Source organism: Candidatus Methylomicrobium oryzae, from assembly GCF_016745425.1.
Lineage (GTDB): Bacteria > Pseudomonadota > Gammaproteobacteria > Methylococcales > Methylomonadaceae > Methylomicrobium > Methylomicrobium oryzae.
The window spans coordinates 19,021-41,596 of record NZ_JAERVK010000008.1; the positions used below are offsets into that span (position 1 = coordinate 19,021).

The following is a 22,576-nucleotide window of genomic DNA, read 5'->3' on the forward strand; positions in this document are numbered from 1 at the left end:
ACAAGTGCAAATTGCGAGCATTCTTCAAGGGTCTTAAGCGGGCCTTCGTATAATTAGCTAATTCGGTTATACAGGCCCTATTGGCCCGGCAATTAATCAGCGCGAAAGATTTGCCCGTAGTCTTTCCGGTAGCGAGTATCCTTGCAACTATTTTTAATTGCCGGGCCAATAGGGCCTGTATGACTACAACGTCAAGCTCAAGAGTCAATCGGGCATCGGAATGGCCTTTGTCCGAACCGGCACTTGAAAAAGAAAATCTCCGGCCCCAATGTAGTGCTCATCCATTTTTTTCTAACCGGAACGAGCACATATGACAGTAGAAGCAAAAAAACAAACTCTGGGCTTCGAGACCGAAGTCAAGCATCTGTTGCACCTGATGATCCACTCCTTGTACAGCAACAAGGAAATTTTTCTGCGCGAGCTGATTTCGAACGCTTCCGATGCGGCCGACAAACTGCGTTTTTCGGCTTTATCCGACGAAAGCCTGTACGAAGGCGACAGCGACCTGAAGATCCGCCTCGAATTCGACAAGGACAAGCGCATCATTAAGGTGATCGATAACGGCATCGGCATGACCCGCTCCGAAGTGCAGGAACACATCGGCACGATCGCCAAGTCCGGCACCAAGCAGTTCTTCGAATCGCTGACCGGCGACCAGGCCAAAGACAGCGAGCTGATCGGCCAGTTCGGCGTCGGCTTCTATTCCGCATTCATTGTCGCGGACAAGGTCACCCTGATCACCCGCAAGGCCGGCGCGCCGAAAAGCGAAGGCGTGCGCTGGGAGTCGGCAGGCGAGGGCGACTATACGCTCGAAACGGTCGAGAAGGAAAAACGCGGCACCGAAATCATCCTGCACCTGAAAGAATCCGAAACCGAATTCCTGGACGGCTGGCGCATCCGTTCTATTGTCCGCAAATTCTCCGACCATATCTCGCTGCCGATCGTGATGGACAAGGAGCCCGCGCCGTCTTACGACGACGAAGGCAAAGAGATCGAAAATCCCAATCCAGAGGTCGAGGAAGAAACCGTCAACAGTGCCTCGGCATTGTGGACCAAGGCGCGTCAGGACATTTCCGAAGACGATTACAACCAGTTCTACAAGCACGTCGGCCACGACTTTCAGGATCCTCTGACCTATGTGCACAGCAAGGTCGAAGGCACCAACGAATATACTTTGCTGCTCTATGTACCGTCCCGTGCGCCGTTCGACCTATGGGACCGCGACAACAAGCACGGCGTCAAGCTGTACATCCGCAAGGTGTTCATCACCGACGACGCCGAGCAGTTGATGCCGCGCTATCTGCGCTTCATCAAGGGCGTAATCGACGCGAATTCGCTGCCGCTGAACGTGTCGCGCGAGATTCTGCAGCAAAGCAAGCAGATCAGTACGATCAAATCGGGCGCGGTCAAGAAGGTGCTCGGCATGCTGGAAGGGCTGGCGAAGAACGAGCCGGAAAAATACGAGAAATTCTGGGCCGAATTCGGCGCAGTTATGAAAGAAGGCCCGATCGAGGATCATGCGAACAAGGAACGCATCGCCAAATTGCTGCGTTTCGCCTCGACCCATGGCGACAGCGATAAGCAATCGGTCAGCCTGGAAGATTACGTCGGCCGGATGAAGGAAGGCCAGGAAAAGATCTACTACGTGACTGCGGACAGCTACGCGGCCGCAAAGAACAGTCCGCATCTGGAAATCTTCCGCAAGAAAGGCATCGAAGTATTGCTGTTGTCCGACCGCGTCGACGAGTGGCTGGTTTCGAGTCTGGACGAATTCGACGGCAAGCATCTGCAATCGGTCGCCAAGGGCCAACTGGATCTAGGCGAGCTGGACGACGAGGAAGAGAAAAAGCATCAGGAAGAAGTCGGCAAGGATTTCGAGTCGGTGCTGAATCAAATCAAGGAAGCCCTGAAAGACAAGATTAGCGAAGTGCGGCTTAGCCACCGCCTGACCGAATCGCCGGCCTGTCTGGTTTCCGATGTTTACGGGATGAGCCTGAACATGGAACGGATCATGAAGGAAACCGGCCAGAAGATGAACTTCGGCAAAAAGCCGATCTTCGAAATCAATCCGGACCATGCGCTGGTGCAGCGCCTGAAGGCCGAGCAGGACGATACGCGCTTCGCAGACTTGGCACAGATCCTGTTCGACCAGGCGATCCTGGCCGAAGGCGGCCAGCTTGACGATCCGGCCGCTTTCGTACACAAGCTGAACGGCTTGCTGCAGGGGCTTCTGCACTAATCGCAACACAAAAAAGGCCGGAATATCCGGCCTTTTTTCTTTACCCTACGTTATCGGCATCGGACGATTTTTTCCGTGCCGGCTAGCGCACCAGCAATACCATCACACTGCCTGCCACCATTACTAAGCCTGCGGCCAGTCGGCGTACAAAGTGCGGTTCGTTGAATATCCTGTAGCCGAGGAACACCTGGAACAGCATGCCGAGCTGAAACAACGCCAGCGTATAGGCGATCAGCATTTGCGCCATCAGCACCAGCGTCAGGTACTGCATCACGAAGACCGCCGCTCCGATCGCTGTGATATAGGAAACATGCGGCTGCGATTTTTTGACATTGTCAGTTAAATGGTCCGCGCTTAAAAAAGCGTTCGCCAGCAGGATCAGCGGCAATCCGAACCATGACCAGAAAATCAGGGTTTCCAGCGGCGTGGAATGTTCGAGCGAGCCTTTCAGGAACAGCGTGCCGATCGAAAACAGCAGAATGGAAAGAAAACGCGCCTGTACGCCCCGCTCCTGCAGAAGCTGCTTCAACCCATTCGGCGCTGCACCCCCAGATGGGGGCAACAGCAAAAAGCTGCCTGCGACGATGACCGCGACTCCTGCAAATCCCTGCAGGGTCGGCACCTCGCCGAGAAATACGATCGCCAACAGCATCGAAATCACGACCTTATAAGCATTGAGCGGCCCGAACACCGAAAGGTCGGTTTTGGAAAGCGACATCACCATAAATATCCAGCCGCCCACATCGAGCAGGGAGGCCATAAACACATTAATCCAGAAAGAAGGCCCTAAATGCGAAAAGGCCGTGTTGATGGCGAACGGCAGGGAGAGTACGGACAGTACCGCATAGGTGGTGGCGACGATGTAAAACGGATGCAGACCTTGATGCGACAGCTGTTTCTGAAAGACGTTGGATACCGAAGACAGAAACAGCCGCCCGAAAACGAATACGATTTCCAAAAGCGGTTTCCCTTAATATGAATCTTGAATGGTCAAAGGGGGCGCATTCTAATGGTTCTTACCTCAAAAGAAAACCGATAAATTGATGAGCTTGGCTACCCGTTGACGCCAGGCGATCGCTGAAAATGTGGGTATCGCTTCCGTGGTGGGGGCTGCGAGGCGTTAAAGCTAATGATCGGTATGTCAATCCGTAGATATGCTGTGCGTACCTGATCGTTGATCTTGTATTTCTTATAAAACTATTATCTGATAATAGATTCTATATTATAAACCTGCCTCTAAAAAGCTCTATCCGGGGGGAGGGGATTTCAAACATTCCTGCTTTATTATTTCGCTTTACGTGCCTCCGATATTCAACATCACTTCCATATCTATAATCGGCAAGCATTATTAAAATATTATCTGATAATAGAAGCTTATTATGGCTTCTTACTTAAATACCCCCGCACTTTTGAACGCGCTAATACCGCTCCGCATTATCTGCAACTGATCCCGATAATCAGAAAAATCTCTTTTTCAGTTTCCAGTAAACCACGGCCGAAACCAGCACCATCGCGCAAGCTGATCCAATCAGAATCAACCCCAGCACTACGATTTCCCTGAACGTATAATTCATCAATTCTTTGATCTGTCGGCTTAGCGAGTCGAATCGGGCAGTCAGTTCGTCAAAGTTGTCGGGCGCAAGGGCCTGATTCAGGGTTTGCAGCAATCGGGCCAGGTCTTGCGCTGTTATGGCCATTTGGGTCGCGGCGACCGTATAATCCGTGATCCGGAAAGGCTCCGAGCCCGGTCTGGGCGGTCTGGCTTGCAGTTGTCTTACCACATCCTGAAATGCCTTTAGCGTGACAGTCGAAGCATCGGACATTACTTTGCCTGCGACTAGCGCCTTTTCGGTTTGAGTGGCCAGCTCGGCGAGTTCCGGCTGCTGCCGGCTCAGGGCATTGATGAGCTGTCGGCGTTCGGCGCTGATGAATCCGGGCAGGCGCTCCGTTGTCCGGCTGAACCGGTCCGCCGCTTCGGTCAGTCGATCGGTATTAAACAGCAGTTGCTCCATCTTAGGCGTTTCCCCGGCCTGGATCACCAACAGTTCGGTTTCCCAACGAATCAAGGTCGGCAAATAGCGGGCCAGAAACAGGCCGCGTTCCGCAAACAGCCGGGTATTAGCCAGTTCGCGGGTAGCCGGGTCGAGCTCGGCCAAAGGATCGATCACGAGCAGATTGAAGACGCTGGCGGTTATTCCGGGTTGGTCGGCACGCCGGTTCATTTGCGCGATCTCGGCTGCAAAACCCATTGAGCCGAGATCGCGAGGTGAACGCATGGTAGGATGCTGCTTGTGCCAGTTCTCGATAGCCGCACGCAATTCCGACATCTGTTCTTTTTTCAGCACGGTACCGGCAATCCTCCAAATTTCTTTTTCTACGTCTTGAGCGGCGCGCAGATACGGCTTGGCGGAGTCGCCGAAAAACTTGGGCATCCAGTAATCCTCGATATTCATCCGGTTCAGGGCAGCGAAGATGATCATATCGAGGAGATTGGCGTAGGCGTTGGCACCGGTCGCGATCGCGATAATATCATTGGTAGTATTGATCCGGCGCAATAAGATGCTGCGGCTTTGTTTCACTTTTTCTCCTTCCCGCTGCAACCGGCCGGCGGTGAGGTTGAGCGAATTGATGGAATTGTCCGCAAAGCGGAGCAATTGGGATTGCAGTTCGACCGGGTCGATTTTTTCCTCCTTTTCCCGGCCGAGTGAAAAAACGGAACGGATCCCTTTCTCGGGCAATTCCAGGGTGTGTTTAATCAGATTGCAGCCGCCGACATTTAAGGCCAGAGCGAACAGCAGAGCCGCTTGGGGTATTCTTTTACGGACGCTTGGGCCGGAAAGCTGAAGCTTTGCGTGCATTAGAACATCGACTCCCTGTCCGGTAACCTAAAATTTCCAATAATTTCATTGGATTGTATGGAGGCGCCAGAGTTCAGGCCGATGCGGGGTTCCCCCCCCGTCCGGGCGGGGCATGTTTAAGGTATTGCGTAGGCCGGATAAGCGAAGCGCATCCGGCGATCATAGGGTAGGGGATATGCTTCGCTTATTCACCCTGCAATGTTGTACCATCCGTATCAATTAGTATTGGTTTAACGGTTTTCAGGTCGTACTTTCCATATATCGACTCCGAAATACATGACCCCGCCTCGTCAATAAGTTATCATCGGCTTTTTTCCAATCGAATAAACACATGGCCGAAATAATAAGAACAAAACATCCCGGCGCCTGCCCGCACGATTGTCCCGATACCTGCGCGATGATCTTCGAAGTCGAGGACGGCAGACTGGCCGGCGTTAAAGGCAATCCCGATCATCCGATGACGCGGGGAGGGCTTTGCGTCAAGCTGAAGGATTACGAAAAACGCCATTATCATCCCGACCGTCTGCTGTATCCGATGCGGCGGAGCGGCCCGAAAGGCAGCGGACAATTCGCTCGAATCAGTTGGGACGAAGCGCTGGACGAAATCGTCAGCCGCTGGCAGACGATCATCGCGGAGCACGGCCCGCAAGCGATCGTGCCTTACAGCTATCTCGGCAATCAGGGACTGGTGCATGGGCTGAACGGCGGCGATGCATTTTTCAACCGGTTCGGCGCGACAGTGACCGAGCGGACCTTTTGCGGCGAAGGTTCGAGCACCGCCTGGCTTTTAACGCTGGGGCCGACTGCCGGGGTCGATCCGGAAAGCTTCATCCATGCGAAATACATCATCATTTGGGCCTGCAATTCGGTCAGCACCAACCTGCATCACTGGCATATCGTCAAGGAAGCGCGGAAGCAGGGCGCCAAGGTCGTCGTGATCGACGCCTACGCTTCGCGGACCGCGAAAGAAGCCGACTGGCACATCGCGCCGAAACCGGGCACCGACGGGGCGCTGGCGATGGCGATGATCCATACGATTATCGGGGAAGGGCTGGCCGATCGGGATTATGTCGATAACTACACGGTCGGTTTTGCAGAACTGACGGAACATGCTGAATCGCGGACGCCGGAATGGGCCGAAGAAATTACCGGCGTGCCGGCAGACGACATCCGCAAACTTGCCCGCGAATACGCGGCCACTCAGCCCGCCGCGATCCGCATCGGCGTCGCGCTGGAGCGGCACCACGGCGGCGGCCAGACCATCCGGGCAGTCTGTTGCCTACCTGCGTTGACCGGCGCCTGGCGCCATGTCGGCGGCGGCATTTTGCAGTTTCCGGTTTGGGAGCATCCTTACAAATTCGACGTGATCTGCCGGCCGGACCTGATCCCGGAAGGCACCCGCGTGATCAATGCGCTGCAGATAGGCCGCGCACTCACCGCCGAGCCGCCGGCGGGCCCTCCGATCAAGTCGATGATGTGCTGGAACGCGAACCCGGTCACTCAGGCATCGGAAACAGATCGAATCGTCGAAGGCTTGCTGAGAGAGGATCTGTTCCTGGTTTCAGCCGAACATTTCATCTCCGATACCGCCCTCTATGCCGACATCCTGCTGCCCGCGTCGATGGGCGCGGAAATGGAAGACATCATCCTGTCGTGGGGCCATCTGTACCTGACCTATAACGCTAAATGCGTCGAATCGCCGGGCGAAGCGGTTCCGAACAACGAAATCTTCCGGCGCCTGGCCGCACGGTTCGGCTTTGAGGAAGATAATTTCAAGTGGTCCGACGCCGAATGTCTGGAACATTACGTCGACTGGAATGCGCCTGCCTGTCAGGGTATTACGCTCGATACGCTACGTAAGCACGGCTTCGCGCGCCTGAACGTCGGCAGCAAGGACGACCGCGCGCCGCACCGGGAAGGCAACTTCCCGACTCCGTCCGGCAAATGCCAACTGATCGCCGAGGGAGCGACCAATTTCGTTCCTGGGCCCTTCCGCCAGATGTACGAAGGTTTCCAACCGGGCGAAGCGCTGGATCCGCTGCCGGACTACGTGCCGCCTCGGGAGTCGGCTGCGACGAATCCCGAACTGGCTGCGAAATACCCGTTGAACATCGTCTCGCCGAAGAGCCACGGTTTCCTGAACTCCTGTTACGCGAACATGGAACACAAGATTCAAGGGCAGGGCGAGCAGTTCGTGCTGATCAATCAGGCGGACGCCGACCCGCGCGGCATCCGGCACGGCGGCAAGGTCAGGGTGTTCAACGGGCGGGGCGCTTTTGCCGGTGTCGCCAGAATCACCGAGGACGTGCAGCCGGGATTGGTCGTTGCAACGCTCGGCTATTGGCGGCAGTTGAATCACGGAACCGTGAACAGCATCAGCTCCGCCGAGCTGGTCAATATGGGCAATGCGCCGTCGTTTTCGGATAATTTGGTGCAGGTGGAAGCGCTTTAATCTCCAGGGTGCGGTTGCGGCTTTGAATGCGCTTCATCATAATCCGCCCCGCTGCCATTTGTTCAAGCCCTCAAAGCCGCAACCGATCACGAAACCCTCAATCGCTCCGCCTGACACTTAGGCCCGAAATCGGTAGGCTAAGGATAGGCTGGAATAAACGCTCACTTCCCCCTTTGAAAAAGGGGGATCAAGGGGGATTTATTTAAAAAATCCCCCCTAACCCCTCGGTAACTGCTTCCTGCGTTACTCTACCTCCTGCATCCATGCAGTCGTCTTTTTCAAAGAGGGGACTGAACGCGTACACGCTGAAAAGCTACGACAAGAATGTACCGCTTTTCCCCTTCCCTTCATCCGCAACTTTAATATCGCAGCGTTTTTGAAACTGCATGAAAGCGCCGCGCGAAGCCACCCTGGGGCACGGCAGCGCGCCCGATGCATTGCTGGTTAACGGAGGCGTCTTCCGCAGTCAGACCTTAAGCCATAGGATTGAAGAGCTCTGCCGGTCCTGGATAACGGCAAACTGACCCTCCTCGAAAACCGCCATCCGAAACTCGCAAGCATAACTTCTAACGCACCCTTCTGTATTAGGCCAAAACGCTACGCATTTTAGGGGGTTGGTCGATGGTGTATTTCAACCGCTAACAGCGGGTCAACTCCCCTTATCACTTTATTTCTTCACATAACGCCCGACTGTGAACGCTGGCTTTCCTCCGGCAAACAGTAAGAATTTTTATGTGGCATATAACTTGCTGAACCCTCAATACGTAATCATCGCGCAGCTGCTTTCTCAACCATGATTCATAGGCGCAAACCGCTCCAAGTCCAGTGTCATGAATCGGGAGCCCCCATCCCCCTGCCGATAATGCAAAGAGGGTAGGGTAACCGCCACAAGACTAGCGGTTGGCGATTGCAAACGAATTTCATGCATGCATTTAGCGTGAAAAGATCGATTTTTATTAACAACAGTTTTTTGTTTCATCGAGCCCTCAGGATCATAAAAATGATTACTAAAGCCTCTGTAATTTTAGGCTTATCGGCCGTTCTCCTGAGCGGTTGCTATAAGCCGGAAGCCGAACCAAAGGAAGAAACGCCAAAATTAGAAGTAACCGCACCGCTACGGGAAGACACATCCGTCGTCAAGGAATACGTTTGCCAGATCCATGCCATTAGACATATCGAGGTGCGAGCGCTGGAAAGGGGCTACTTGCAGAATATTTTTGTGGATGAAGGAAAGATAGTGAAACAGGGGCAACCCATGTTCAAAATCATGCCCAACATCTATCAAGCCGAACTGCAAAAAGCGAAAGCCGAAGCCAACACCGTCAATATCGAATACCTCAATACCAAAGGTTTGGCCGATAAACAAATCGTTTCGTTGAACGAGCTGGCGTTGGCGAAAGCAAAATTGGACAAGGCCAATGCGGAAGTGAGACTGGCGGAAACCCATTTGGGCTTCACCGACATCAATGCCCCTTTCGATGGAATTATGGACCATTTGGACGTCAGAAACGGCAGCCTTCTCGATGAAGGGGCGCTGTTGACCACGCTGTCGGACATCAGCAAATTGTGGGTGTATTTCAACGTGCCGGAAGCCGAGTATCTGGATTACAAAATGCACCAAAAAATCGGCGCGCCTACTCAGGTTCGGCTCAGGATGGCGAACGGCCAGGTTTACAATCAAACCGGCGTAATCGAGACGATCGAAGCGGATTTCGACAATACCGCCGGCAACATCGAATTCCGCGCCACCTTCCAGAATCCGGACATGCTGCTCAGGCACGGGGAAACGGGCACGATCCTGATGGAGAAAGCTTACAAAGACGCGTTGTTGATTCCGCAAAAAGCGACGTTCGAAATTCTCGATAAAACCTACGTTTACGTCGTCAAACCGGACGGTACGCTCGAACAGCGGCTGATCAATATCGAAGCCTCGGTGCCGCATCTATTCATCCTGAAAGACGGCCTCAAAGAGGACGACAAAGTCCTGCTCGACGGTCTGCGCAAAGTGCATGCCGGACAAAAAATCGAAACCGACTTCAGGCCGCCGGAAAAAGTCCGTTCCGAGCTGGATCTGTATACGGAATAACCCTGCCGGAAGAGGCTAAGCCATGTTTAATATTTTTATCAAACGCCCCGTCATGGCGATCGTGTTATCGCTGCTGTTCCTGTTCATGGGCTTTTTGGGGATCCGGTCCTTGCCCATCTCGCAGTTTCCGGATATCGCGCCGCCCCGTGTGATCGTGTCCCTGGCGTTTCCCGGCTCCAGCGCCGACGTGCTGGTGCAGTCGTCGCTGATTACGCTCGAACGCGCGATCAACGGCGTTCCCGGCATGAAATACATCGTTTCGGACGCGACCAGCGCCGGCGAGGCGGTCATTCAGGTGATTTTCGATCTGAACGTCGATCCGAACATTGCAATGGTCAACGTGAAGACGCGCCTGGATCAGGTGATGAACCGGCTGCCGAAGCTGGTGCAACTGGAAGGGGTGATCGTCGAGCGGGTACAGCCCAGCATGCTGATGTACATCAACCTGTACAGCAAGGACAAGAACGCCGACCAGAAATTTTTATTCAACTATGCCAACGTCAACGTAATTCCGGAAGTCCAGCGCGTTTACGGGATCGCCCAGGCCAAAATCCTGGGCAGCCGCCAGTATGCGATGCGGATTTGGCTGAATCCGGACCGGATGCGCGCCTATAAGGTGTCGATCGACGAGGTGATGGACGCCATCGCGAATCAAAGCATTATCGGCCGGCCGGGACGCATCGGCCAAAGCACCGGGATTGCCGCCCAATCCAAAGAGTACGTGTTGATCTACCAAGGCCGGTACAACAAGCCGGAACAATACGAAGACATCATCATCCGCGCCAACTCGGAAGGCGAGATGCTGCGCCTGAAAGACGTTGCCAAGGTCGACCTGAGCAGCGAGTTTTACGATATTTATTCGGACAAGGATTCCTATCCGTCGGCGTCGATCGTGCTGAAACAAAACTACGGCAGTAACGCCAGCAAGGTCATCGAGGACGTGAAGGAAAAATTGCAGGAATTGAAAAAGTCCTTTCCGGAAGGCATGGACTACGAGATCAACTACGATGTGTCCAGATTCGTCGATGCGTCGATCGAAAAAGTCCTGCACACGTTGGGCGAAGCCTTCGTACTGGTGGCCTTGGTGGTGTTCGTGTTTTTGGGCGATTGGCGCTCCACCTTGATTCCGATCCTGGCGGTGCCGGTTTCGCTGATCGGCTCCTTTGCCGTGATGTCGGCGTTCGGGCTGTCGATCAACCTGATTACCCTGTTTGCGTTGGTGCTGGCGATCGGCGTCGTGGTCGACGACGCCATTGTAGTGGTCGAAGCAGTGCACGCGAAAATGGAGGCCGAACACGTCTCGCCCTTCGTCGCTTCGCATAAAGTCTTGGGCGAAATCGGCGGCGCCATTATCGCGATTACCCTGGTCATGACCTCGGTGTTCGTCCCAATCGCTTTCATGACCGGTCCGGTCGGGGTGTTTTACCGGCAGTTCGCGATCGCGATGGCCTCGTCGATCGTGATTTCGGCGATCGTCGCATTGTCGCTGGCACCTGTTTTATGCGCGATGATTCTGAAAAACACCCACGGCCACCCGAAACGGAAAACGCCGATCGGCCTGTTCATCGACGCTTTCAACTATATGTTCGAAAAAGTTACCGGCCGCTACGTCAAGCTGCTGAACGTGGTGGTCGCCCGGCGCATTATCACGTTTCTGGCCTTGGGCGGGTTTTCGTTCGGCATTTTCATGGTCAATCAAACCTTGCCGGCCGGCTTTATTCCCGGCGAAGACCAGGGGATGATTTACGCGATCATTCAAACGCCGCCCGGATCGACCTTGGAAGTGACCAACAAAGTGGCGCGGCAGCTCGAAGCGATTGCCGAAAAAATCGACGGCGTGCAATCGGTGTCTTCGCTGGCGGGTTACGAAGTGCTTACCGAAGGGCGCGGTTCGAACGCCGGCACCTGCATCATCAACCTGAAAGACTGGTCCAAGCGCAAGCATTCGGTCGAACAAGTGATTCAGGAACTGGAAGAAAAGAGCAAAGACTTCGGCGCGGTGATCGAGTTCTTCCAGCCGCCTCCCGTTCCGGGCTACGGCGCGGCGTCCGGACTGGCGCTGCGGTTGTTGGACAAGACCGTGAACACCGATTACCACGAGTTCGACAAGATCAATCAGAACTTCATGGCTGAGCTGCGCAAACGCAAGGAATTGACCGGCCTGTTCACCTTCTATGCGGCCAATTATCCGCAGTACGAACTGCTCATCGACAACAAGCTTGCGATGCAAAAAGGCGTCTCCATCGACAAGGCGATGGAAAACCTCGACATCATGATCGGCAGCACTTACGAGCAGGGCTTCATCCGCTTCAACAACTTTTTCAAGGTCTACGCGCAAGCCTTGCCCGAGTTCCGGCGCTTCCCGACCGACGTATTGAATTACTACGTGAAAAACGAAGCTGGCGAGATGGTGCCGTACTCCTCGTTCATGACCATGAAGAAACGGCAGGGCCCCAACGAAATCACCCGCTACAACCTCTACAACTCGGCGGCGATTCGCGCGGAGCCCGCACCCGGCTATACCACGGGCGATGCGATCGAGGCCGTCAAGGAAGTCGCCGCCAAAACCTTGCCCAGAGGTTACGACATTGCCTGGGAAGGGTTGTCGTTCGACGAAGCCGCCCGCGGCAACGAAGCGCTGGTGATCTTCGCGGTCGTGCTGATCTTCGTCTACCTGGTGTTGGCGGCGCAGTACGAAAGCTTCGTGTTGCCGCTGGTCGTGCTGCTGTCGCTGCCTGCGGGCATTTTCGGATCGTTCCTGCTGCTGAAAGAAACCGGGCTTGCCAACGACGTGTATTCCCAAGTCGGGCTGGTGATGCTGATCGGCTTGCTCGGCAAAAACGCGGTGTTGATCGTGGAATACGCGGTGCAGAAGCAGGCCCAGGGCATGTCCGTCAAAGAGGCCGCGATCGAAGGTGCCAAAGCGCGTTTCCGGCCGATCCTGATGACTTCGTTCGCGTTCATCGCCGGCCTGATTCCGCTGGCGATCGCAACCGGGGCAGGGGCGGTCGGCAACCGCACGATCGGCACCTCCGCGCTGGGCGGAATGCTGTTCGGCACCATGTTCGGCGTGGTCCTGATTCCGGGGCTCTTTTACGTCTTCGCCAAGATGATCGAGGGCAAGCGCTTGATCCGGGATGAAGACTTCAATCCATTAACCGAAACCTATCAGTACGGTACGCACGATGTCAAAGAGTAAGATTTATCATACGCTGGCATGGGGATGCCTGGTGCTGACGCTGCAAGGCTGCGGGATTCCGGCCATGACCGCGAAAAAGGCCGACACCGCGCTGCCGGGCCATTTCAAGAATACGCCGGGTGTTTCGGCACAGAAAAATACCGCGACCGCGAATTGGGCCGACTTTTTCGAAGATCCCGATTTGATCGCTTTGATCAAATCGGCGATCGCGAACAACAAGGAAGTGAATATCATGCTGCAGCGCATCAGCGTGGCGGAAAATGAAATTCAACGGCGTAAAGGCGCCTATCTGCCTTTTGTGAGCATCGGCGCGGGCGCCGGCGCGGACAAGGTCGGACAGTTTACGCGCAGCGGCGCGGTCGAAGAAAATCTGGAGATACGGCCGGGCGAATCGTTTCCGACCTTGCTCGGCGATTATCAATTCGGGCTGTTTTCGACCTGGGAGATCGACGTTTGGAAAAAGCTCAGAAACGAGAAACAGGTGGCCGTGCTGGATTACATGGCCTCGATCGAAGGCCGGCACTTTTTAGTGACCAATCTGGTCGCCGAGGTCGCGCATTCGTATTACGAACTGCTCGCGTTGGACAACCAGCTCGAGAACCTGGAACAATACATCGCCATTCTGCAAAACGGCCTGGAGATGGTCAAGCAATTGCAGATTTATGCCAGATCCAATGCGCTCGCGGTCAAACGTTACGCCGCGGAAGTGACCAAAAACGAGAGCAAAAAATACGAGATCAAACAGCAGATCAGCGTCATTGAAAACCGCATCAATTTTTTATTGGGCCGAACGTCCGGGCCGATCAAGCGCCGCTCGACCGGCTTCATGGACATCAAACCGAAAATGCTCCAGGCGGGGATACCCTCGCAACTGCTGCAAAACCGGCCCGATATCAAGCAAGCGGAACTGGAGCTAGCGGCGGCCGATTTGAGCATCAAAGTGGCGAGAGCAAATTTCTACCCGACCTTCGGCATCAAAGCCGGCATCGGCTTTCAGGCGTTCGCGCTCAAATACCTGATCAACACGCCGGAATCGCTGGCGGCGACCATCGCCGGCGAAATGGTCGCGCCGCTGGTGAACAAAAGCGCGATCATCGCCGAATACAAAAACGCCAACGCCAAGCAGATTCAGGCGGCCTACGAGTACGAGCAAAGCATCATCAAAGCCTATATGGAAGTCGCCAATCAAATTTCGAACATCGATAACCTGGACAAAAACTATCGCTTCAAGAGCAACCAGGTGGACTCGCTCGTCCAATCGATCGACGTGGCCAACCAGTTGTTCCTCTCGGCCCGCGCCGATTATCTGGAGGTTTTATTGACGCAACGAGATGCCCTGGACGCCAAAAAAGAGCTGATCGAAACGAAACAGAAGCAAATGGGCGCGATGGTGGATTTGTATAAGGCGCTTGGGGGTGGGTGGCAGAATGTGTAATTGTAGTGAGTAGGTCGGGCAACAGCTTCACCGTTGCCCGACGTTTGGCCGAGAGCCATGCCCCAATAGGACGAATAACTCAAAACCATTACCCGATTGAAGTATCGATATTGTCGGGCACAAAAAGCGTGCCCGACCTACAGGCTGGCACCTGGATAGTGAATATGAGGCGGATTAATCATCAGCCCTCGGCGTTTGGAAGTAAGCAGCCGCACCCAACAGGCCGATCATAAAGAACGCGGTGCCGACCAAGGTGAAGCGCAGGTTCGATACTTCGACCGGCAGGTCGTCCGTTGCATACAACATGATAATCACGGCGACCGCCCCCCAGCCGAAAAACCGCAGTAGGGCGGCCAAAACCTGTCGGCCGACCGATTCCGATGCGCTGGCGGGGCTGTCCATCTGATACGCCACGAAGCCGCACACGAGCGCCGGTAGAATTCCCCAACGCATGTGTTGGATGAAGCTTTCCAGAAAATTGAAATGCTCCCTGCGGTAGAAGGTCAATTCGAGCACCAGTGCCGATACCGCGGTGCTGACGATGAAGCCCAATATCATCACCGACATATAAAAACCGTAGTATCGGTCGGATTGCCCGCGATGCTGCCTGAAAACGAACGTCCGCGAAACGAAGACCAGCGCGATCGGCAGCACATACATCGGAATCGCATAGGCAACCCAGCGCAGGGTGGTGTAGTCGAAGTGCGCAAGCGGCCTTTCCGGAAACAGGAAGGTATTGTGCAGCAAGACCGAGATTTCCCGTCCCAGCATTACTCCAATTGCGGCGGCGGCGGTAAACAGCAGGATGTATCTATAGGTGTGTTCCAGCCGAGCTTCGCGCACGTTGCCGCCGAGCCGCTTCACAGCGGACCAAATGTCGTTCTCATTGGCGCTGCCGAACACGATCAGGGACGCGAGCAGGCGGCAGAGCAGGCCGGTCAAGTGGTCCAGATCCTTCAGCAATTTGACCGTCTTGGTATAGTGCGGCTCCGCTTCTTTCCAGACGGCGACTCTTTCCGACATGGCGTTGTAGGAGATGCAGATTTCTCCCCATTTCAGCGACGGTTCGTTGAAAAACCGGCGAAAGGACGTTTGCTCGGCGTAGTTTTGGATTTCATCGAAAAGCAGGCAATTGTGCGCCCATTTATACTCGACGGTGGCATCGGATTTTTGGAAATCGCCGGGATCGATGCTCGGTACCAACAGACGAGCGGCGATTTTCTCTTTCAAACGGTCGTCGATCGCGGACAATCTTGAGGTTACCAGCGCATTGTAGACCTCGACCGCCTTGGTCGGAATCGCGAAGGCGTCGTGGATGCTGTCGCGCAATATCAGCAGGGGATTGAACTTGCTTTCCCAGGCAATGAAAAACAGCAGCAGTGCAGCGATGATCAACGGGACCAATGTGCTGCCGCCCAAGCCGTTCAAAAGGGTTACCCAATCTCCGGCACGAAGGCTCTTGACGGTCAGCGTCACCAGGGGCTCGAGAGGCAGCCATTGCCACGTCAACAGGCCGTAGAACGTCGCCATCAGCGTGCAATAAAAGGCGATTCCGGCCGTGTAAGTGTTCCGGTCGATAAAGTATTGCGGCAGCGTCGGTTCGGCGCCCAGCTTGATGCGGCGTTTTTCGAAGGACCGATAGGCCAGAAGGAAGGCAGCCCCGATTCCAAGCAACTGCACCGCCGAGAGAATGAGGAGTTCGGCCGTCATCGCGTAACTGCTCCTGGGTACTTTTTAGAAGATGTCGAATAGGAAAAGATCATACGGTTTTGAAGAATTATAAGCGCGCCGATAGGAAATGATTGAACTTTTGCTATGAATTTTTACCAACTGCCGTTAATGATGCCATGAACGACGAAGAAATGCCTACAAGCTCCTGAATCAGCTGGCTCTTGGTGTCATTAGCCGCACGCTGCGGAGCGGGAGTTGCGAACGCGGCTGGTTCCGCAATAGCCATGCCGTTTCGGAACATAGCTTTCATAGGCAGTACAGAGCGATTGACATGCCGCCGGTTCAGTCGAGGCATGATTTCGCTCAACCCGAATGCCGTGCCGCCAATAAATAGACGCCGAGAATGATCATCACGCCGCCGCTAATCAGCTTAAGCCAGCGGCCTTCCTTTTCCTGGAGCCGCCTTTGGCTGAGTGTGAAAATGCCGACCCCGAGTACGAGCGCGTCGTCAAACATGTAAGCCGCGTTGTATAGCAGCAGGTAGCCGTAGTAACTCCAGGGACCCAGCTGCTGGAGGGTCAGAATTCGGGTATAAAGCGCCGGAAAGCCTGAGGTACAGAGGAACTCGACGATCTGCACCAAAACGGCCAGCGCCGCGGCGGCGAGAAGCGCGCCGAGCAGATTTTCAGCCTGAAGGATTCGGCGGATTTGCGCGTAGATGCCGGGTTTGGACTGTTGCGGTATCGACAGCGAAATCCCATGGCCGAAGGCCAGCCCATCCTTGATATGAATCGCCCCGGCGCCTATCGCCAGCGCCGCGATGATGAGCTGCGAGACCCGCGAGAATCCCGCCAGCAAGAACAGATTTAGCCAGGCCGCCATGAAAACCAGATAGGCCAGCCCTTCGACCGCGATGAAGGTTCCAGCGACCGCGAACATGCGCCAGCGGTCCCGCATCGGCGCCAACAGCGAAATCATCAGGATCAGTACCCACATCGAGCAGGGGTTGAAGCCGTCAAGCAGGCCCATCGCCAGCGTGAACAGCGGCAAGCCGGTTCGATCCAGGCCGAGCGTATGGCCGAACAGCGAGACTTCGAAGCCGGCAGGCTCTGACGGTTTTTCGCAAACCTGGGTTTGATCGACGGTACAGCTTTCCGGAGGGGTAGCCGGTTGCGGCCGTTTTGCATCAGCCAGTGCACTCAGGAGCTGTTTTCCGGCGTTTGCCTCATCCGAGAATCCGATCATCAGCCGCTGGTTGATATAAAAAGCCGGCACGCCGGGTTTGCTGATGCCTTGCGCATTCGCCAACTCTCTCAAGCGCTCAAGCGCTGCCGCGTCTTGGCCGACATCGCGCAGCAAAATCCGCATCTCCGGCCGCTCGGCCGCCAAAGCGGTCAGGAATGATTTAGCTTTCTCGCAATGGGGACAGCCTTTGCGAATGAACACTTCGACAGCGATGTCCTTCTGCGCCGCGATCCGATCGGATTCGGCTTCAGGCGCGGCCGCTGGAGGCGCTGCGCCGACCGAGGCGGCAAATCCGACCAGCAAGGCAAGGACGATCAGCATTGAACGGACAAGTAAAAATCTGAGCTTTTTCATTGCATGCCTTTATACACCAATTCGTCATTCCGACATGGACCCGAAGGATGCCAGACAGGAAAACTTAGCACCCTTCGGGGCCAGGCAAATCTGTTCCAGACAGATGTGTGCCGGAATCCACGACTGCATGGATGCCAGCACTAAAGGGTGGTCTATGGACAGAGGTACGAGCCCAAGGAAGGGCGAGGTAGATCGCGTGTTCCCGACGCGATCTATCTCGTCCTTCTTATGTATGAGGGATATGGGTACAGCGGGCAATTCAAGACCAAAGATGCGTTCGCCTGTCATTTCCGTCATCTTAATAATCAACTATTGCCGAAAAATAAGGTCGGAGTATTACAACTTTACCCGTCCCACTATTCTTCAATTCAGGTTGGTGAACCCGATGACCTCGAAAAAAATCCACATCACGGACGCCGAATTATCCAAAGCCCGCGATTATATCGCCGGCCAGTTTATCGCGCACAGCTGGTGGCCCAAGGAGCAACCGGGAGAAGCCAAGCGGGAGTTCGAGCTGATGAAAAGAAGCGCCGGTTCCTTGAATGCCTGGTGCGAGCGGTGGCTGGACGCCGGCCAGGCGAAAAAATTGGAAAAGACGTTGAGGGGCTGAGTTTCAAGGAATGATCTTCTATAATGCCCGAAAATCACTTATGGAGAGATCGATGAACCGTTTGCCGCGTCTGCTTTTTCCTTTGCTTTTCAGCCTGAGTGCCTGTTCCGGCCTATATTACAGCGGCTTGGAAAAAATCGGCATCCCGAAGCGGGAGGTGATGGTCCACCGTGTCGAGAAAGCGCGTGATACCCAGGAAGAGACGAAAGAGCAGTTTAAGTCCGCGCTGGACCAGTTCCGGGCGGTAACGCGCTTCCAGGGCGGCGATCTGGAAGCGACCTATGACAGACTGAACGGCGAGTATGAAGCCAGCGCTAAAAAAGCGGAAGAGGTCAGGTACCGGATCCGGGAGATCGAGGATGTCTCGGACGCGTTGTTCAACGAGTGGAAAAACGAAATCACCCAATACAGCAATGCGTCGCTCAAGCGCAGCAGCCAGGCCAAGCTTCGGGACACGAAAACCCAGTACCGTCAATTGATTAACGCGATGAAAAACGCCGAGGCGAAAATCGAACCGGTGCTGACGGTGTTCAGGGATCAGGTGATGTTTTTGAAGCATAATTTGAACGCTCAGGCGATCGCCTCGCTGAAAACCGAATTGGGCTCGATCAATAACGACGTCTCGAACCTGATCGCCGCCATGGAGCGGTCGATCAACGAGGCCAATGCGTTTATCCGCACGATGGAAAACAAATAACGGACCGTCTTTATCAGGCTAGCCGGCAGGAAGCAGGGAAACCCGGCGGACGCTGAGCGCCATCGTCTATCCCATTTCGTTTTTATCATTCTTCCTGATGCTTCGGCGCTCTTACGCTATCGAAGCGGACTCTTGGCATCGGGCACCTATTGTTTTGCAGAGGCGGAAAAGGTGTCGCAGGCGGTGATTTCGCCGCTTTCCATGCCTCTGCGCAGCCAGTAAGCGCGCTGCTGCGATGAACCGTGTGTAAACGAATCGGGACTGATGCTTCTCCCGGCCTGGTGCGCCAACCGATCGTCGCCGATCGCCGAGGCGGCATTCAAACCTTCGTCGACATCGCCCGGTTCCAGCATCTGGCGGTATTTATCGGCATGGTGCGCCCAGACGCCGGCAAAACAGTCGGCCTGCAATTCGAGCAAGACCGAGAGAGCCTTGGCCTGCGCCGGCGCGCCGCGGCGTTGCAGGTCATGCACCTGTCCCGAAACGCCCAGCAGATTCTGCACATGATGCCCGACTTCGTGGCCGATCACATAAGCCTGGGCGAAATCGCCCGGCGCGCCCAGGCGGCCCAGCTCCCTGAAGAATCCGAGATCCAGGTACACTTTCCGGTCACCGGGACAGTAAAACGGTCCGGTGGCGGAAGAGGTAAAGCCGCACGCGGATGCGACCTGATCGGTGAACAGGACCAGCTTGGGTTCCTGATAACGCCTGCCGAGACGCGGGAAAATCGCATGCCAAGTGTCTTCGGTGTCCGCGAGGATCGCGGAAACGAACTGGGCAGTTTCATCGTCAACAGGGGCGGGCGGGCGCGGGGACTCCTCCGTTAATCCGGCGCTGCCGCCGCCTCGCGTCAGCAAGGCCAGCAGTTCCAGCGGATTTTCCCCCAGCGCGAAAGCGATCAGCATTACGACCGCCAGCATCCCGGCGCTAAGCTTTATTCTCGGTCCGCCGAAACGGGCGTGGCGCACGTCCTCGACATTTTCGCTCCGTCTGCCTTTCTTCCACAACATACCGCTTACCTGTGTGGTATCGTTAGGGGATGCGCAAACTTTGGCCCGGGGATATCCGGTCCGGGTTGTTCAGAATGTCGCGGTTCGCCTCGTAAATGCGTGGCCACTGGTTCGGGTCATGGTAAAACTGCTTCGCGATTCCCGAAAGCGTGTCGCCGCTCGCGACTTTATAAGTGCGCGGCGGCTGCGGGGCAGGGGATGCCGGAGCGGCCGGCGCGTCGGCTTTGATTCCCGTGGCAGTCGGCGATGGCGTGGGTTGCTCGGGTTTGATCGAGAACTGCTCCTCTTCTTTGTCCTGGCGTCCGAAATAGACGCCCGCTGCAGCCGCTGCTGCGGCGATGCCCGCCCCGCCCAGAACCATCTTGCCCCATGTCGCCAGATTGCCCGATTCAGGCTCCTTGCCTTCCGGCGTCAATCTGTCGACCATATCGGGCAGGATCTTCGAGAGCACAGAGGGCGCTGCGGATTCGGGAATACCCGCACGTTGGGCCAGGTTTCTGATTTGGTCCTCACCCAATACCTGTTTCAATTGGTCCGGCTGTACGTTTTGGTTTTTTTCCGTGCCGACCCACGACGAGGCCACCTCTCCGAGTCCGGATTGCTGGAATTTCCGGACCAGCCCGCCGATGCCTCCCATCGACTCCAGCATGCCCAGGGTGCCGTTTACCAGATTTTGGGTCTTGGGTTCGGCTTCCTCGTCGTTATTTGCGCCGATAGCGGATTTGACGATTTCGTTAAATAAACTCATCACGACCTCCTCGATAACCGGATGAAAAAATCGAAAACGCGGTTGCGGATCAATTACAGGCGATTTTTGCTTCAGGACGATTCAAAAATCCGTAAACCTGCCATTGCCGATACCGGACTTAAGGCCCGATTGCATCGGGAATAACATTTAAGAGCAATGAATGCAATCGAGGGTTCAGAGTGGCGGAATAATCGCGTCCGGTTCAATCTATCGAATTGGTTTAAATGGCAGAGTCAGCTCACAAAACGAAAATATGCAATAAAGCCATCCCAATCCCGCAGTTCGAGTCAGAAATCCGGTCATTGACCCTCCCGTCCTCGCAAAGCCCCCAATATCAAGATAATCTTTACCTGTCCTTGCCTCTTATGCGATTCTGCTCCCTGTACGACTCGGTCAGGTTCTCAATTTACGCTCCCGCCCTGTTTAGGTACAGTTAATAGATTAAGAGCCTAAAATACCCGTTGTTGATAACGTTGAAGCGCCTCCATAGACCGGCGCAAAGCCCCGCCCAAGCAAAGATTAACTATTAAGGACATACCAATGCCGCCTCACACGCATCACCACGAACAAAAACCCAATCGCCAGACCTTGTATGTCGCGGCCGCGCTGATTCTCGGCATTGTAGCCGGCGAGCTTTTGAATTTGGCCTTTGCCGGCCCCGAGCCGAGCCCAGCCTTACAGCAGGTCGTGGCAGTATTGACGGTGCTGACCGATATTTTTTTGCGTCTGATCAAGATGATCATTGCGCCGCTGGTGTTCGCGACGCTGGTAGTCGGCATGGCGAAAATGGGCGACATCCAGGTCATTGGGCGCATCGGCATTAAAGCGATGCTGTGGTTTTTTTCGGCGTCGATCTTTAGCCTATTGCTCGGCATGCTGCTCGTGAATCTGTTTCAGCCCGGCACTTCGCTGCACATCCCGTTTCCGCCAGAAGGCGCCTCCACCGGCCTACCGGAGGTCGAGCCGACCTTGCAGAATTTCGTAGCGCACGTGTTTCCGAAAAGCATCTTCGAGGCGATGGCCGCCAATGAAATATTGCAGATCGTCGTGTTTTCGATCTTCTTCGGCGTAGCCTCGGCCGCATTGGGCGATCTGGCCCACCCGATGGTGCTGCTCCTCGACTCGCTGGCGCACATCATGCTGAAAATCACCAGCTACGTGATGCATTACGCGCCGGTGGCCGTGTTCTCGGCGATCGCGTCGGTAGTCGCGCAAAACGGCATGACGGTATTGCTCTCTTACGGCAAATTCATCGGCGAATTTTATTTCGCGTTGTTGCTGCTCGGCGGCCTGCTCGCCGGTATCGGTTGGGTGTTTTTAGGACGCCGCCTGCCGTCACTGCTTCGTCACATCCGCGAACCGATGCTGCTCGCTTTCGGCACCGCCAGCAGCGAGAGCGCCTATCCCAAACTTTTACAGCAGCTCGAACGTTTCGGCTGCGATGAAAAGGTCTGCGGTTTGGTGTTGCCCCTGGGCTATTCATTCAACCTCGATGGCAGCATGATGTACATGACCTTTGCGTCGCTGTTCATCGCCCAGGCCTACGGCATCGACATGCCGCTCTCGGAACAGCTCTTGATGTTACTGGTATTGTTGTTCACAAGCAAAGGCGTGGCCGGCGTACCGCGCGCGTCGCTGATCATCATCGCCGCGACTTTGTCAATGTTCCACATTCCGGAGGCAGGCCTGTTGCTGTTGCTCGGCATCGATCAGGTCCTGGACATGGGGCGCAGTACGACGAACGTGCTGGGTAACAGCATCGCGGCGGCCGTGGTGAGCCGCTGGGAAAAGGCGCTGCGCTAAAAGTGAGTAGAAAGTAGGCAGCCGCACCGCATGGAGAGGGGGCGTCTCAGAATTCGGATCACAGAGTACGCTAAGCCGGTTGTGTCTTAAAAATGGCTTTTGTTCAACCGAGAATACTTAGGTAAAGGTCTAGTAAATATCCCCCGGCAAAGCCGGGGGATATTTACTC

General features: G+C 55.1%; 15 protein-coding genes. 9 read left to right on the forward strand and 6 right to left on the reverse strand.

The window, feature by feature from the left end; translation table 11 throughout:
* Positions 1-310 precede the first annotated feature (310 nt).
* Positions 311-2,239, forward strand: coding sequence for a molecular chaperone HtpG (htpG, locus tag JJL52_RS10150; protein WP_202052302.1), 1,929 nt, complete (start codon positions 311-313; stop codon positions 2,237-2,239).
* A gap of 82 nt (positions 2,240-2,321) precedes the next feature.
* On the opposite strand, the gene JJL52_RS10155 is transcribed toward htpG, so the two are convergent.
* Complete coding sequence (locus tag JJL52_RS10155) at positions 2,322-3,197, reverse strand: EamA family transporter (RefSeq protein ID WP_202052303.1); 876 nt, start codon at positions 3,195-3,197, stop codon at positions 2,322-2,324.
* Between the two features lie 499 nt (positions 3,198-3,696).
* On the reverse strand, positions 3,697-5,097 hold the full coding sequence (locus JJL52_RS10160) for a hypothetical protein (protein WP_202052304.1): 1,401 nt from the start codon (positions 5,095-5,097) through the stop codon (positions 3,697-3,699).
* Positions 5,098-5,428: 331 nt separating this feature from the next.
* Here JJL52_RS10160 and JJL52_RS10165 point away from each other — a divergent pair, with 331 nt between their 5' ends.
* From JJL52_RS10165 to JJL52_RS10185, 5 genes are all read left to right on the forward strand, one after another.
* On the forward strand, positions 5,429-7,549 hold the full coding sequence (locus tag JJL52_RS10165) for a molybdopterin-containing oxidoreductase family protein (protein ID WP_202052305.1): 2,121 nt from the start codon (positions 5,429-5,431) through the stop codon (positions 7,547-7,549).
* A gap of 386 nt (positions 7,550-7,935) precedes the next feature.
* A complete protein-coding gene (locus tag JJL52_RS10170) occupies positions 7,936-8,073 on the forward strand; it encodes a hypothetical protein (RefSeq protein WP_202052306.1) in 138 nt (45 codons plus the stop codon).
* A gap of 476 nt (positions 8,074-8,549) precedes the next feature.
* Positions 8,550-9,635, forward strand: coding sequence for an efflux RND transporter periplasmic adaptor subunit (locus JJL52_RS10175; protein ID WP_202052307.1), 1,086 nt, complete (start codon positions 8,550-8,552; stop codon positions 9,633-9,635).
* A 22-nt stretch (positions 9,636-9,657) separates the two neighbouring features.
* A complete protein-coding gene (locus tag JJL52_RS10180; protein WP_202052308.1) occupies positions 9,658-12,834 on the forward strand; it encodes an efflux RND transporter permease subunit in 3,177 nt (1,058 codons plus the stop codon).
* On the forward strand, positions 12,821-14,269 hold the full coding sequence (locus tag JJL52_RS10185; RefSeq protein ID WP_202052309.1) for a TolC family protein: 1,449 nt from the start codon (positions 12,821-12,823) through the stop codon (positions 14,267-14,269). Before JJL52_RS10180 ends, JJL52_RS10185 begins: the two co-directional genes overlap by 14 nt.
* A gap of 174 nt (positions 14,270-14,443) precedes the next feature.
* Here the strand turns inward: JJL52_RS10185 and JJL52_RS10190 are convergent, their stop codons facing one another.
* Both JJL52_RS10190 and JJL52_RS10195 read right to left on the reverse strand, forming a co-directional pair.
* Positions 14,444-15,979 (reverse strand): hypothetical protein, encoded by a 1,536-nt coding sequence (locus JJL52_RS10190; RefSeq protein WP_202052310.1) that lies wholly within the window; start codon positions 15,977-15,979, stop codon positions 14,444-14,446.
* Positions 15,980-16,303: 324 nt separating this feature from the next.
* Complete coding sequence (locus tag JJL52_RS10195; protein WP_236994182.1) at positions 16,304-17,506, reverse strand: glutaredoxin family protein; 1,203 nt, start codon at positions 17,504-17,506, stop codon at positions 16,304-16,306.
* 418 nt (positions 17,507-17,924) lie between these two features.
* Between JJL52_RS10195 and JJL52_RS10200 the strand changes: the two genes are divergently transcribed.
* Together JJL52_RS10200 and JJL52_RS10205 are read left to right on the forward strand one after the other, a co-directional pair.
* Positions 17,925-18,149 carry a hypothetical protein gene (locus JJL52_RS10200; protein WP_236994183.1) on the forward strand — a complete coding sequence of 75 codons (225 nt, stop codon included), beginning with the start codon at positions 17,925-17,927 and terminating at the stop codon, positions 18,147-18,149.
* Between the two features lie 52 nt (positions 18,150-18,201).
* Positions 18,202-18,846, forward strand: coding sequence for a DUF2959 domain-containing protein (locus JJL52_RS10205; RefSeq protein ID WP_202052312.1), 645 nt, complete (start codon positions 18,202-18,204; stop codon positions 18,844-18,846).
* 146 nt (positions 18,847-18,992) lie between these two features.
* On the opposite strand, the gene ypfJ is transcribed toward JJL52_RS10205, so the two are convergent.
* Positions 18,993-19,856, reverse strand: a complete 864-nt coding sequence (gene ypfJ, locus JJL52_RS10210) for a KPN_02809 family neutral zinc metallopeptidase (protein WP_202052313.1) — start codon at positions 19,854-19,856, stop codon at positions 18,993-18,995.
* A gap of 22 nt (positions 19,857-19,878) precedes the next feature.
* Positions 19,879-20,604: a YidB family protein gene (locus JJL52_RS10215; RefSeq protein WP_202052314.1), complete on the reverse strand. Its 726-nt coding sequence runs from the start codon at positions 20,602-20,604 to the stop codon at positions 19,879-19,881.
* A gap of 540 nt (positions 20,605-21,144) precedes the next feature.
* Between JJL52_RS10215 and JJL52_RS10220 the strand changes: the two genes are divergently transcribed.
* Positions 21,145-22,407 carry a dicarboxylate/amino acid:cation symporter gene (locus JJL52_RS10220; protein ID WP_202052315.1) on the forward strand — a complete coding sequence of 421 codons (1,263 nt, stop codon included), beginning with the start codon at positions 21,145-21,147 and terminating at the stop codon, positions 22,405-22,407.
* Positions 22,408-22,576: the final 169 nt, after the last annotated feature.

Bases quoted from the DNA above. Each gene is read 5' to 3' on its own strand.
- htpG (WP_202052302.1), top strand. From the start codon at position 311: ATGACAGTAGAAGCAAAAAAACAAACTCTGGGCTTCGAGACCGAAGTC.
- JJL52_RS10160 (WP_202052304.1), bottom strand. From the start codon at position 5,097: ATGCACGCAAAGCTTCAGCTTTCCGGCCCAAGCGTCCGTAAAAGAATA.
- JJL52_RS10165 (WP_202052305.1), top strand. From the start codon at position 5,429: ATGGCCGAAATAATAAGAACAAAACATCCCGGCGCCTGCCCGCACGAT.
- JJL52_RS10170 (WP_202052306.1), top strand. From the start codon at position 7,936: ATGAAAGCGCCGCGCGAAGCCACCCTGGGGCACGGCAGCGCGCCCGAT.
- JJL52_RS10175 (WP_202052307.1), top strand. From the start codon at position 8,550: ATGATTACTAAAGCCTCTGTAATTTTAGGCTTATCGGCCGTTCTCCTG.
- JJL52_RS10180 (WP_202052308.1), top strand. From the start codon at position 9,658: ATGTTTAATATTTTTATCAAACGCCCCGTCATGGCGATCGTGTTATCG.
- JJL52_RS10185 (WP_202052309.1), top strand. From the start codon at position 12,821: ATGTCAAAGAGTAAGATTTATCATACGCTGGCATGGGGATGCCTGGTG.
- JJL52_RS10190 (WP_202052310.1), bottom strand. From the start codon at position 15,979: ATGACGGCCGAACTCCTCATTCTCTCGGCGGTGCAGTTGCTTGGAATC.
- JJL52_RS10195 (WP_236994182.1), bottom strand. From the start codon at position 17,506: ATGCTGATCGTCCTTGCCTTGCTGGTCGGATTTGCCGCCTCGGTCGGC.
- JJL52_RS10200 (WP_236994183.1), top strand. From the start codon at position 17,925: ATGACCTCGAAAAAAATCCACATCACGGACGCCGAATTATCCAAAGCC.
- JJL52_RS10205 (WP_202052312.1), top strand. From the start codon at position 18,202: ATGAACCGTTTGCCGCGTCTGCTTTTTCCTTTGCTTTTCAGCCTGAGT.
- ypfJ (WP_202052313.1), bottom strand. From the start codon at position 19,856: ATGTTGTGGAAGAAAGGCAGACGGAGCGAAAATGTCGAGGACGTGCGC.
- JJL52_RS10215 (WP_202052314.1), bottom strand. From the start codon at position 20,604: ATGAGTTTATTTAACGAAATCGTCAAATCCGCTATCGGCGCAAATAAC.
- JJL52_RS10220 (WP_202052315.1), top strand. From the start codon at position 21,145: ATGCCGCCTCACACGCATCACCACGAACAAAAACCCAATCGCCAGACC.